General features: G+C 34.7%; 10 protein-coding genes. 6 read left to right on the plus strand and 4 right to left on the minus strand.

Annotation, left to right across the window (positions count from 1 at the left end; genetic code table 11):
* Window positions 1-7 precede the first annotated feature (7 nt).
* The 3 genes from V7M80_RS04180 to V7M80_RS04190 all read right to left on the minus strand — a co-directional run bounded on the left by V7M80_RS04180 (window position 8) and on the right by V7M80_RS04190 (window position 4,899).
* A complete protein-coding gene (locus V7M80_RS04180; RefSeq protein WP_333694242.1) occupies window positions 8-577 on the minus strand; it encodes a hypothetical protein in 570 nt (189 codons plus the stop codon).
* A 69-nt stretch (window positions 578-646) separates the two neighbouring features.
* Window positions 647-2,056: a hypothetical protein gene (locus V7M80_RS04185; protein ID WP_333694244.1), complete on the minus strand. Its 1,410-nt coding sequence runs from the start codon at window positions 2,054-2,056 to the stop codon at window positions 647-649.
* Window positions 2,057-2,097: 41 nt separating this feature from the next.
* On the minus strand, window positions 2,098-4,899 hold the full coding sequence (locus tag V7M80_RS04190; RefSeq protein ID WP_333694246.1) for a TonB-dependent receptor: 2,802 nt from the start codon (window positions 4,897-4,899) through the stop codon (window positions 2,098-2,100).
* A 183-nt stretch (window positions 4,900-5,082) separates the two neighbouring features.
* On the opposite strand from V7M80_RS04190, the gene V7M80_RS04195 reads away from it, so the two are divergent.
* The gene (locus V7M80_RS04195) at window positions 5,083-5,766 is read left to right on the plus strand and encodes a response regulator transcription factor (protein ID WP_333694247.1); all 684 of its coding nucleotides are present in this window, start codon (window positions 5,083-5,085) and stop codon (window positions 5,764-5,766) included.
* Between the two features lie 63 nt (window positions 5,767-5,829).
* Complete coding sequence (locus tag V7M80_RS04200; protein WP_333694249.1) at window positions 5,830-6,873, plus strand: sensor histidine kinase; 1,044 nt, start codon at window positions 5,830-5,832, stop codon at window positions 6,871-6,873.
* A gap of 1 nt (window position 6,874) precedes the next feature.
* Here the strand turns inward: V7M80_RS04200 and V7M80_RS04205 are convergent, their stop codons facing one another.
* Window positions 6,875-7,903: a LacI family DNA-binding transcriptional regulator gene (locus tag V7M80_RS04205; protein ID WP_333694250.1), complete on the minus strand. Its 1,029-nt coding sequence runs from the start codon at window positions 7,901-7,903 to the stop codon at window positions 6,875-6,877.
* Window positions 7,904-8,056: 153 nt separating this feature from the next.
* On the opposite strand from V7M80_RS04205, the gene V7M80_RS04210 reads away from it, so the two are divergent.
* The 4 genes from V7M80_RS04210 to V7M80_RS04225 all read left to right on the plus strand — a co-directional run bounded on the left by V7M80_RS04210 (window position 8,057) and on the right by V7M80_RS04225 (window position 13,720).
* Window positions 8,057-10,693 (plus strand): TonB-dependent receptor, encoded by a 2,637-nt coding sequence (locus tag V7M80_RS04210; protein WP_333694252.1) that lies wholly within the window; start codon window positions 8,057-8,059, stop codon window positions 10,691-10,693.
* Between the two features lie 120 nt (window positions 10,694-10,813).
* Window positions 10,814-11,161: a glutaredoxin family protein gene (locus tag V7M80_RS04215; protein WP_333694253.1), complete on the plus strand. Its 348-nt coding sequence runs from the start codon at window positions 10,814-10,816 to the stop codon at window positions 11,159-11,161.
* A gap of 52 nt (window positions 11,162-11,213) precedes the next feature.
* Entirely contained in the window at window positions 11,214-12,548 is a 1,335-nt protein-coding gene (locus V7M80_RS04220; RefSeq protein WP_333694348.1) for an MFS transporter, read from the plus strand.
* On the plus strand, window positions 12,545-13,720 hold the full coding sequence (locus tag V7M80_RS04225) for a glycoside hydrolase 100 family protein (RefSeq protein ID WP_333694254.1): 1,176 nt from the start codon (window positions 12,545-12,547) through the stop codon (window positions 13,718-13,720). Before V7M80_RS04220 ends, V7M80_RS04225 begins: the two co-directional genes overlap by 4 nt.

Here is a 13,720-nt window from a genome sequence, read left to right on the forward strand (position 1 = left end):
AGTAAGTTTATTCGATAGATAATTCATTTTGGGTCACCCATTTCCTTTTTTTTGTATCAAAATAAGTGAATTCGTCTGGAAATTCTATATAGAATTCTGGCTGAGAGTTTTGAGTGTAGTATTTTGTTAAATCTTCGCCTTTTATGGATTTTGCAAACAAGAGTTTGGTTTTTTCTAGTAATTCCGGTTCTTCCATTTTCCAAGTTCTGAATATTTCTTCATACTGAATAATTGCACCTTGACTGTCTTTTTTTAATTTTCCTACTGTAGCCGTTTTTTTTAATTTCAAACTTGGGGCTATTTTAGAAAGGGCAAAAAAGTGCTCTTCTGTTTTAGGATTGATGTAGTAAAAAATCAATTCCATATTTTGGGCTTGATTTTGGTATTCACTGTCAAACCGTTTTTCAAATTTGGTTTCATGAGTGGCTTTTTTGGCCAATTTACCCACATATCTTGAAACGGAATATTTAAAATCCTCAATCTCTTGCTTGTTGAGATAAGTTTGCGGTTCCATTTCTGATGACTTTGAACACGAAAATAGAATCAAAAAAACGAAAAACGAAAAAATAGATTTCATAATTAAAAATTGTAAAAAAAGAGCTTAATCAAAAGATCAAGCTCTTTGTTGTAAAATTATAAAAAATAATTAATAAGCTTTCATAATCGGGTTGAATTCAGACCAACTGTCTGTCCAGTCTGTAGAACCAAAAGCACCTCTGTAGGTTGTTGGTGTAAAGAATGGATCGGATAATTTGGGGTGAGAAAAGGATGCTCCTGTTGTAAGAGAACCTGATGTAACTGTAAAAGTAGGATTTTGAGTATATCCGGTACTGGTGTTTGTGCCAAAGAAAATATTTTGATTTAATCCTAATTGACCATACACAGCTGCAAAATCAGTATTGGTAATGGTTTCGTTTGTGGCGTTCCACAAAGTTTCTACATTAGAGGCTGTAGCAGTCATTCCAGAACCTATTGAAAAAGTTGTTGCAGGTGCAACCATTACGTTATTCAATAAAACTCCTGTTCCGTTGTTATAGTTGTCATAAACCGATTGTTGATTCATTCTCAATCCTCTTGGCATACCAACAAATACTGAATTGGCAATAGTTAATGCGGTTCTTCTTCTTAAATCCAAAGCGTGTTGGTAATTCCCGTTAATAGACTGGCTGTTTGTTAATCTTGGCCCGATTCCGGTAATGTTTGAAAATACTCCGGTTGTTAAAAGTGTAGTCAAATTGTCATTCGGACCGTTATCTGTTTCAAATATATTAGAACCGGATTGATCGGCATAACTTCCATAACGAATAGACATACCAAATTGAACTTTTCCGGTGAAACCATAATCTACGTCAAAGCAATCGTCCCACATTCCAAAAGCAATAAGATACTTGGAATTCACAGAACCACCAAACCATTCAAATCCATCGTCACCACCCCATGAAACTTGGCAGTAATCCATAATAGTTCCGCTTCCAACACCACCCAATGTGATTGAGTTGGTTTCGTTGTTAGGGGTTAATTCAATTCCGGCAAATTCTACACGTACGTATCTCAAAATTCCCGAGTTGTCATTTGTGTCTGTTCCACCAAAAACAACAGTTGGAGTTACTCCTTCGATTACCGGATCGGCTTGGTTAACTGGTGCTTTTCCAAGAATAACCAATCCACCCCAATCACCTCGGTCTCTAGAACCTACCGGAAGTGCCGATGTAAATACAATGGGTTCATTTGCTGTACCGTCTGCAATAATTTTCCCACCTCTATCAATAATTAAGGTACCTTTGGTTCCTTTGTCACCAAAAATTAATGTTCCGGGTTCAATAGTTAAAACTTGATTTTCTCTAACAAAAACTTGACCTTTTAATAAATATTTGTTGTTTTTGGTTAAAGTTTGAGTAGATAAGTTTCCTATAAGTTCTACATATTCAACTCCGGGTTGGTTGCCACCTCCATTTTCTACTATAATGGTAATAGGGGGTACGTCGTCATAGCTACAAGCAGTGATAATCAATAATGAGAATACCAAGCTAGATAATTTAATAAGATTGTTTTTCATGATTATTCGTTTAATTTTAATTGTGTTATTGTTTAGTTTTTTTAAAAAGAGTACGTTACATTAAAGGTAAATAGAGTACCGCGTCTGAAAACTGAAGTAGGATTATCTATTCTTTTTTCAATTTTTTCGTCACGGTTTGAATCTTCAAAAAATTGATATTTTGCATTTAATAAATCTTGGATACCAATTTTGAAAGTGGTTTTTTGAATTTTCTTAGAGAAAGTCAAATCAATGTTGTCACGAGAAAGTTCATAAATAGTTGGGAAGATATTATCTCCTACCGAGAAAATACGATTTCCAAATCGGTTGTAAATGACATTGACACCAAAACCTTTTTCATCTTCATAACCCAAAGCGGCATTAATAATGTAAGGCGATTGTCCTTGCAATTCTCTTTTTTGTGCTTGGGAGGTAACATCAGAACCTAAGTCAACTTCTGAAACGATATAAGATGCATTTATATTGGTAGAAAGTCTTTGAATAAATGGGATTGAAGAAACTTCTTTGAACGATTTTCTCAATTCCAATTCCAAACCGTAACTAAAAGCGTTATCTGCATTTGCATACTTAAATTGCGGTTGTTCTGTAGTAATTTCGGTTACGTTTTCTATAGGGTTTTTAAATTTTTTGTAAAAGGCACCTAAGCTCATAGTTTCACCTTTGGTAGGGTAAAATTCGTATCTAAAATCCAAATTATCTATTGCTGCGGTTTTTAAGTTTTCGCTACCTCTACGGCCGGCTTCGTTTTCAAAATCGTAAAAAACAAAGGGAGCAATTTCTCTAAATTCTGGACGATTAACTGTTTTGGCGTAGGCCAATCTCAAGATAGAACGTTCACTCAAATTGTAGGTCACATTCAAAGATGGTAAAACACTTGTAACCGGATTTTCTATGGCTATGGGCTCCGTTTCATTGCTGGAATTTAACTTCAGGATGTTATGTTCTACACGTAATCCCCCAGTAAAGTTGAATTTGTACACCGGAACTTCTGCAAATGCATAGCCGGCCAATAAAAAGTTACTGGAATCATAAGAATCAATTGCTCGAGTTCCTTCGTTAAAAACCCATCCGTTATTTGGATTTACGTTTACAGAATTAAAAATTTCTGTTAAGGGTAGTTGTTTTAATTCATTTCGGTTTTCAACAACATAACCCGGTAATAAATAAGAGAAGTATCGGGCATCAAAATTACGTTGTCTGTAATCGGTTAAATATCCGGTTTTGAGTACAATACTTCCAATCTCTTCGTCATTTTTAATTCTTTCAATAGTATGAGTATAGTTGAATGAATTGTTTAAAGAATATTCGCTTAAGAATCCAAAGTATCTACCGGTATCAAATAAGTTTGAAGAAGCGGGATCAATCATTTCAAATGGAGCATTGGGACTATCTGCAGGCTGAATGGTTCGGAATCTTCTTAAATCCGGTTCAGATTCAAAAATATAATTTCCACCAATGGTCCAATCTATTTTGTTGGTACTGTTTAATTTGTGTTCACCTTCAAATTGACCTATGTAAATAGAACGGGCTTTGTAACCCAAAAGATAATTTTTAAATAGATCTTCTCCTCTTTGTAAAAAGTTGCTACCGTTTCTCAAAATGGTTTCATTTTCACCAATTTGATTGAAAAGGTTTTTAAATTTTAAAGTATTGTTTGAATTGATTTTCCAAATCCAGTTGGATAATACAGTAATTCTATTTTCTTTTTTATAGGTGTCATCTCGGTAGTCAAACCAAACGGGAGGTCTTGTTTCACCCTCGTTTAATGAAGTGTAACGGGTAAACCTTCTTTGGTAATATTGATAACCCTCAGAATAACTTAAAGCACTAACAGTGGTAAGTTTCATTCCGTTTTCAAATTTAATGTTTCTACCTAAGCTAAATCCGATTCCATTATCAAACATAGCCGAAGATCGGTTTGGATTAAAATTGTTTTTCAATCGTTGTGAGGCAGCCGCATTAACTCCGGGTAAATCGTTAATTTGTGTTTTACTGGGAAATCCTCTTGGAAGGGCTCTGTAGGTAAGGTCAAAACCTAAGAAATCGGTTTCAGAACCTTCACTTTGAAAGTAGTCTTCAAAAGTAGTGTTGGCTCGATAGCCTAAACTAAAGCCAAGTTTGGTAAATTCTGCACTGTTTTCTGAGGTAGTAATTGAAATTACACCTCCGGAAAAATCACCGGGTTTATCTGCCGATGCGGTTTTGTAAATTACAATTTTATCTATAGCATCGGTAGGAATTAAATCAAAAGAAAAGGTTCTTTTATCTACTTCTGTACTGGGAGCTATAGAGTTATTAATTAAAACGTTGTTATATCTTTCGCTTAGACCTCGAATCATAACAAATTTTCCATCTACAATGGTTACACCAGGTACACGTTGAACGGCTTCGGCGGCATTACCATCTGTTCCTTTACTCATTTGTTCTGCCGAAATAGCACTTACTACTTGTTTGGCTTCTTTCATTTCGGTCATTAAGGCAACTTCGGTGTTTCTTCTCACACTAGTAGCAACAACTACATCTTGTAACATTACGCCTTCTCCGCTGGTCAAAGCACGGTTTATGGTAACAGTTTGACCCGATTTAATAGTTATGGGAATTTCTACGGTTTGATAGCCCAAAAAGCTCAAAACCAAAGTGTAGTTTCCCGGATCAACTTGTAAAGAATAGGTTCCTTTCTCACTGGTAGTAGTACCAATTGAGGTGCCTTTAATCATAACATTGGCAAAAGGAAGGGGTTCGTTATTCATGTCTTTATCTGTAATTGTACCCGATACAGTTCCTTTTTGTGCAAAAGAAATCGTAACAGTGAGCAATGTCATAAAAACCAAAAAATGTTTCATGCTGTGTTGTGTTTAAATTTCGTTGCAAAGAAAGATTTAACATGTAAAGAAGCAGTTAGTGACATGTTACCTTTCTGTATTAAATATGTTATGAAAATGTTACAACATTAAATAATCGTTAACACCGTAAAACATTTTGTATTATCTTTACCTTTACAACCCAATAACACATTAAATCTGTTTATGAAAAAGAAGGACATTAAAATCTTACTGGTTGATGATGAGCAAGATATACTTGAAATTGTAGGTTATAATTTGTCACAAGAGGGGTATCAAGTTATCACGGCTACAAATGGTAAAGAAGCCGTAAGCAAAGCCAAAAAAGAAATCCCACATTTGATTATAATGGATGTAATGATGCCTGAAATGGATGGTATGGAAGCTTGTGAGCATATTAGAAGAATACCGGAGTTAACCAATGTTATAATAACTTTTTTGACTGCTAGAAGTGAGGATTATTCACAAGTTGCCGGTTTTGAAGCCGGAGCTGATGATTACATCTCCAAGCCTATAAAACCTAAGGTTTTGGTTAGTAAAGTAAAAGCTTTACTCAGACGCCTAAAAGAAGAAGAAGTTCAGGGAGATGTTTTAAACGTTGGCGGGATAGAAGTAAACCGAGAAGAATATAAAATTGTTCAAAACGGAACCGAAATTGTATTGCCAAGAAAAGAATTTGAATTGTTTTATCTCTTGGCTTCCAAACCCGGAAAAGTTTTTAAAAGAGAGGAAATTTTAGATAAAGTATGGGGTAATGAAGTGGTTGTTGGAGGCCGTACTATAGATGTACACATAAGAAAACTCAGAGAAAAAATTGGAGACGATGTTTTCAAAACTATAAAAGGTGTGGGATACAAATTAGAAGTTTAAGATAGAATACTTCATTTGAAAATAATGTATCTTTGAAACTTATATCGCCTCTGGCTGTTTTCAATGGCTTTAAAATTTAAAAAAACATACAAATTTGCCCTTAAATCGGCACTTTATGTTTCCCTGTTTTCAATGGGGTTTTTATTTATTCTTACTTATTTGTTTTACCAAATCAATGGGTTTTTTATATTGCTTTTTGGTTTTTCTGTTTTTCTGTTTTGTTTTTTTGTGATTCAATACCGTGTTGAGCGTTTCATTTATCGTAGAGTAAAAAAAATCTATGACGATGTATCTCTTTTGGATTCAACCACATTAAGAAGTCAGCCTATAACTACAGATATGGCGACTCTTACCAAAGAAGTGAAAAAATTTGCCACCGATAAAAAATTGGAAATAGAAACTTTAAAAGTTCGTGAAGAATACCGTAGAGAGTTTTTAGGAAATGTATCGCACGAGTTAAAAACACCATTGTTTACTGTTCAAGGTTATATTTCAACACTTTTGGATGGAGCCATGAGCGATAAAACGCTTCGTAAAAAATACCTTGAAAGAGCCGAAAAAGGAGTGGAACGATTAATTTACATCGTTAAAGATTTGGATATGATTACCAAATTGGAAACCGGTGATTTGAATTTAGAATATTCTAATTTTGATATTGTTGAATTGGTTAAAAATGTTTTTGATTTACTCGAAATGAGAGCAAATAAAAAGAACATTACGCTAACATTTGACATGAAATACAACCAACCCATTTGGGTTTATGCCGATAGGGAAAAGATTCAACAAGTTGTAACCAATTTGGTTATGAATTCCATAAAATATGGTAAGGTTGATGGAACTACCGAAGTAAGTATAGAGAATTTAATCAAAAACAAAATTATTGTTCGCATTACAGATAATGGAGAAGGAATTCAAAAACAACACATTCCTCGTCTTTTTGAACGTTTTTATCGCGTAGATAAAAGCGGTGCCCGTTCCGAAGGCGGTTCCGGTTTAGGTTTGGCTATTGTAAAACATATTATAGAAGGGCATAACGAGAAAATTTATGTAGAAAGCCAGTTTGGTTTGGGCTCAGAATTTTCATTTACGCTCGAAAAGCAGAAATAATTTATTTACGAGTAGATTCTCTTACAATCACTTCTGTGTCTAAAACAATTTTTTCAATTACTTTGGGCTGATCTTCTTTTACCGCTTTTATTTCTTTTACTAACAAATTAAATGCACTTACTCCCATTTCATAACTGGGTTGGTCAATTGTACTTAACTTGGGTTGAATAACTTGTGACATAAACCAATTGCTAAAACCTATTACAGCAATCTGTTGCGGCACTTTAATGTTTTTTTCGTTTAAATAGGCCAAAACTCCCACAGCTACCAAATCTGTTATGACAAAAATACCATCAACATCGGGGTGATTTTCACAAATTTCTTTTGCAAATGCGTACCCTTCTTCAAATGATACGCGAACACAAGTGTAAACCAAATTTTTATCAAATGGGATTTGGTTCTTTTCCAACGCTTTTTTATATCCCAAAAAACGGTCTATGGCATTTTGTGGATTCACCGGGCCACGTATATGGGCTATTTTTCTGCATCCTACAGAAATCAAATGTTCAACTGCAGCTGATGCCGCTTTTTGGTCATCAATAATCACTTTGGAACACGGAATAATTTTCGATATCTTATCAAACATCACAAACGGAATGTTGCGATGAATAATTTCTCGTATATGGTCATCATCATTTGATTCGTTAGATAAAGACATTATGATTCCGTCTACTCTTTTATTAATCAACAGTTGAACTTGCTTTTTTTCTAATTCTAACGATTCATTTGATTGAAGAATAATAACTAAATATTCATTTTTTTCAGCCTCTGCAATGATTCCGTTTATAACACTCGAAAAAAAATGATGAACTACCTCAGGTATAATCAATCCGATTGTTTTGGATTCTTTGGTTCGCAGATTTACCGCAAAAGAATTGGGTGTGTATTGCAGTTGTTTAGCCAATTCCAAAACACGCTCGCGTGTTTTAGGGCTCACATCAGAATAGTTTTTTAAAGCTTTTGAAACCGTGGTAATAGAAATATTTAATTTCTCAGCTATTACCTTTAATGTAGTCTCCTTTTCTTTCATGTTACAAATATGGAAAAAAATACAATATAAAGTATCGAAAACGTTTTCGGTAATTTCGAAAACGTTTTCGATACTAAATGTTTAATTAATTAATAATATAAAAAATAGATTCGTAAAAAATATCACTTAATTTTATTAACTAATCAAAACAAAATGAAAACAAAATTACTATTTCAAAAAGTTGCTTTTCTTTTTCTTTGTTTTTGTTCGTTTCCCATTTTAGCTCAATCCGGATCCATCAATGGTATTGTAAAAGACAATACCGGCAATGTTTTACCGGGTGTAAATATTGTGGTAGAAGGAACATCAAAGGGAACTTCATCTGATATGGATGGGGTTTTCCAACTTTCAAATTTAGAAAATGGAAGCCTTACATTAGTAGCGTCATTTATAGGCTACAAAACAAAAAAACAGGTTGTAACAGTAAATGGTTCAACCAAAATAGAAGTCATTTTAGTTGAAGATGCCACACAACTGGATGATGTAGTTGTTACAGGGGTAATCAATCCGAGGTCAAAACTTCAATCGAGTGTGTCAATCAGTTCGGTATCAACCACTCAAATTGAACAAGCAGCTCCTAGAGCAACAGCGGAGATTTTCCGTTCAATACCGGGTATTAAATCAGAATCAACAGGAGGTGAAGGGAATGCCAATATCACCATTAGAGGTATTCCAGTAGCATCAGGTGGAGCTAAATTTCTTCAAATTCATGAAGATGGATTACCGGTAATGCAATTTGGTGATGTAGCTTTTGGAAATGCCGATATTTTTGTTCGTGCCGACCAAACTATCTCAAGAATAGAAGCCATTCGAGGAGGTTCTGCGTCCACCTTAGCTAGTAATTCTCCTGCCGGTATTATTAACTTCATTAGTAAAAACGGTAAGACTGAAGGCGGTTCTTTGATGCAGTCTTTTGGTGTCGACTTTGATAATTACCGTACCGATTTTGAATATGGTTCTCCCATTGGAAATGGATTATTCTTCCACGTTGGTGGTTTTTATCGTCAAGGGGAAGGCCCAAGAAATGCCGGATATACTGCAAATCTTGGAGGTCAGTTAAAAGCAAACATAACCAAAGAATTTGAAAACGGTTTTGTTCGTTTGTATTTCAAACATTTAAATGATAGAGCCATTGGTTATTTGCCAATGCCGGTTAGAGTTAGTGGAACAAATGCAAACCCAAATTGGAGTTCATTACCTAATTTTGATATTTTATCAGATACCCAACACAGTGCTTTGTTTCTAGATAACTTAACTGTGGGTCAAGACGGACAAAGAAGAAGAAGTAATATGGCTGATGGTATGCGTCCAATAGCTACTTCGTTTGGTGGTGAACTTTCTTTTGATATTGGAAACGGTTGGAAAATTGAGGATCGATTCAGACAAAATTTCCACAGAGGACGATTTGTTTCTCCTTTTCCTGCACAAGTTCAAACAGCTTCTGCTTTTGCAACAGAATTTGGTGTGCCAAATTTAACCTATGCAAACGGTGCCCAAGCCGGTACAAACGTGAACGGAAATGATTTAGTGATGAGAATTCACACCTTTGATACCGAAATCAACAACTTCAATAATTTCACGAATGATTTAAAATTATCTAAAAAGTTTGGAGATTTCGATTTAACATTAGGATATTATAAGGCCTTTCAAACCCTTTCGATGTCTTGGTTATGGAATTCCTATTTAATGGAAGTAAAAGGGGATAATGCCGCTTTGTTGAATGCAGGTTCTAATTCAGTAAACGGATTGTATGCTTACGGAGTTCCTTTCTGGGGGAATTGCTGTACCCGAAACTATGATACCAATTACGACATTACAGCTCCTTATGTTGCCGGTCAATACAAAATTAACGATAAAGTAAATGTAGATGTTAGTTTACGTTTTGACAGCGGAAAAGTAAGAGGTACCTATGCAGGTGCTACCCAATCTGCTAACTTAGATGTTGATAATAATGGCTCAATCGAAGGACCCGAAACGAGTGTTTCAGTTATAGATAATGCCAATCGTTTACCTGTGAATTACGATTTTGATTACGTTTCTTATTCTATCGGGGGTAATTATATGTTGGCCGAAAATCAATCTCTTTTCGCACGATACAGTCGTGGAGGTAGAGCCAATGCGGATAGATTATTGTTTGGAGCCAATATTTTGCCTTCGGGTGCTGCCGTTTCCGGGTTAAGTGCCGATATGGTAAATCAAGCAGAAATTGGGTATAAAAGAAGAGGTACAAACCATACTTTTTATGCAACCGGTTTTTATGCTTTGACTTCTGAACAAAATTGGGATTTTGCTCCTGCCGGAATTCGTCAAATTCAGAGAGAATATACAGCTTATGGTTTAGAGTTAGAAGGAAGTTATACTGTAAATAAATTCAATTTTAATGGAAGTGTAACTTGGACAAAAGCTGAAATTTCTAAAGATGTTATCAATCCTCTTGTTGAAGGCAACACGCCAAGACGCCAAGCTGATTTTATTTACAATGCTGTAGCCGCTTATAAGTTTGGTGCAGATGGAAAACATAATGTTGGGCTTTCCTTTATTGGAACCACAAAATCTTTTGCACAAGATAATAATGAATTAATTATGCCGGGATATGTGTACTTCAATCCGTTTGTAAACGTAGAGCTTACCAAAGGATTAACGGCTTCCTTGAACATAAATAACATTTTCAATACCATTGGAATTACAGAAGTAGAAGAAGGAAGTATTGTTGAAAATTCAGATAATATTGTTAGAGCACGTTCAATCAATGGAAGAACAACTTCATTAACATTATCTTACAGATTTTAAGAGTTACCTTAGTTTCCTATTTATTTGTTTTAGAGAAAAGTTCCTTGATCCTATTCGGATTGGGGAACTTTACAAATAAATGTAAATTTATATTGAGATTTTTTATCTATGAAATTAAAAATGAGTCCCCTAAATCAAAGTTTTTTTGTCTTTCTTTTTTTGATAGTAACAAGTTTAGCTTTTTCTCAAAATAATAAAGTTCAGAATCAAAAAGAGGTTATTATAATTTATGGCAGCGACACCTGTCATTATTGTGTAGATACCAAAAAATATGCAGAAGAACATCAGTTGAAGTTTATTTATTTCGATATTGATAAAGATGAAAAAGCTTTAAAAGAAATGCTCTCAAAACTCCGCCAAAATAATATTAGCACTGCAAACTTAAATTTACCTGTGGTAGATAAAAACGGATTGGTTTTTACAAACGAAATTGATTTTAGCTCTTTTTTAAAAAAATTAATAGAATAAAAACACTAGCATGATACAAAAAGGTAAAATGAACTTTTGGCAAATCTGGAATATGAATTTCGGTTTTTTCGGTATTCAATTCAGTTTTGGGTTGCAACAAAGTAACATGAGTGCGATCTATAAATTTTTAGGTGCCGACGAAGCCAGTTTACCCATGCTTTGGCTGGCAGGACCCGTAACGGGACTTTTGGTTCAACCTATTATTGGTGCCATTAGTGATGGAACCTGGTCGCCTAAATTCGGTAGAAGAAAACCTTTCTTTTTGATAGGGGCTTTAATTGCCAGTTTAGCACTTGTAGTAATGCCTTTTTCAACTACTATTTTTATGGCCGCCAGTTTGTTATGGATTTTAGATGCGGCCAATAATATTGCTATGGAACCCTATCGGGCTTTTGTGGCAGATAGATTACCCAAAGAACAACATTCTATCGGGTTTTTAATGCAGAGTTTTTTCACCGGTTTAGGAATTACTTTGGCTAATTTTACTCCGGCTATATTGGTTTCATTAGGAATTTTAGCGATTACCGATAAATTTGAAAATGGAATTCCAACCTATACCTACTGGGCCTTTTTTATTGGAGCTTTTGCTTCGGTAGTCACGATTTTAATATCCGTATTTACCACTAAAGAAATTCCGCCTACACCCGAAGAACTAAACGAACTTTTAGAAAAGAAAAAAACACCGGTGGTTCAACGAACGTTTACCGAGATAAAAGAAGCGTTTATTAATATGCCGTTGACCATGAAACAGTTAATTCCGGTAAAATTTTTTACCTGGTATGCCATGTTTTGTTATTGGCAATATATCACTTCTACGTTATCGATATCCTTATACAATACAACAGACCAAGCTAGTGAAGGTTTTTCTAAAGCTCAATTGTTAACCGGAAGTTTAAACGGAACCTATAATATCATTTGCTTTGTAGTGGCTTTTGCATTAGTGCCATTAGCTTTAAAAATCGGTGCAAAAGGCGTTCATTTTTTGGCTTTAAATTTAGGAGGCATAGGCGTGTTTTCTATTCCCTATTTGAATGATACTACTTTATTGTTTCATTTGTATAATCCGTTTGGAGAATCAATCGCAATCACCACATTATTTCTTTATCCTGTTGGTCTGGGTATTGCTTGGGCTTCTATGTTGGCTATGCCATATCAACTTTTAGCCGGTTCTATTCCTAAAGAAAAAACGGGTGTTTACATGGGGATTTTTAACATGTTTATAGTTATTCCAATGGCTATACAAGTTGTCTCCATGCAGTTTTTTGTTTATGATTGGCTCGGTCAAAATCCGGTGAATGTGATTCGTTTAGCAGGAATATTTTTGATTATTGGTGGAGTTTTAACGCTTTTAATTAAAGTGAAAAACAAAAACGAATTAATTTCATGAGTTCATTTGTATACCATAAAGCAATAGAATTATTACACAAAGTTTCCTCTCCTCAGGGATTTGAAGCTTCAGCTAATGATGTGTCCAATTACAAACGTGTTTGGGCACGTGATGGCGTCATTTGTGGATTAGCAGCTTTGGCTTCTAACGATGAAGAATTAATCGCTACATTTCAAAAAACCCTTCAAACATTAGCCGCTCATCAACATGCAAACGGAACAATTCCATCCAATGTTTATTTTTCCGAAAAAGGAACTGAGGTGAGTTATGGTGGATTAGCCGGAAGAGTTGATGCGGTTACGTGGTTTATCATTGGCGTTTGCCAATTGGCACATTACAAAAATGATAGTGAAATAGTAAAATCATATTCCAAACAAATTGAAAAAGCCATTCATCTTTTAGATTGTTGGGAATTCAATAACAATCATTTGATGTATGTTCCCATTTCAGGGAATTGGGCCGATGAATACATCACAGAAGGCTATGTTTTATACGATCAGTTATTGCGAATTTGGGCTTTAAAAAGCTACAATCATTTTGTTCAAAGTGAAGAAATAACACTCAAAATAAATTCGATTAGTGAAAAAATAGAACATAATTTTTTACCTAATTCAAAAAGTGAAAAAGTGCATCCAAAAGCATATCAAGAAGCACAAATAAGGGAGTTTATGCCTTGCTCTTTTTCACCCGCCGGATACAAAATGTATTTTGATGCTTTTGCACATGCATTGGCTGTTTTATTGAAAGTAGGTAATCCTGATTTTCAAAAAACAACAATGTGTTATGCAGAAAAAATCAAAGGAAACTTACCCTTGCAATTGGTGCCTGCTTTTTGGCCGCCCATACAACATACCGATTGGGAATGGAATATTTTAAAAAGTAACTGTAAATATGAATTTAGAAACCAACCGTATGAATTTCATAATGGCGGGAGTTGGCCCATGGTGAATGGTTTTTATGGGTTAGCCTTACACCATTTGGGATTAAATCAAGAATGTGAAAATATATTGAGTGCGTTAAACCAAGCAAATGCACTATCAGATTTTGGGTTTTACGAAAATTTTAATTCCAAAACAGGAGAGCCCAATGGCGTTCGTTTTTGTGCTTGGAGTGCTGCCGCAACTATTTTGGTAGAAAAAACAATGGAAGAAAATTTCAAATTAATATTTTAA

The sequence above is a fragment of the Flavobacterium sp. genome (genome assembly GCF_036759525.1).
GTDB lineage: Bacteria > Bacteroidota > Bacteroidia > Flavobacteriales > Flavobacteriaceae > Flavobacterium.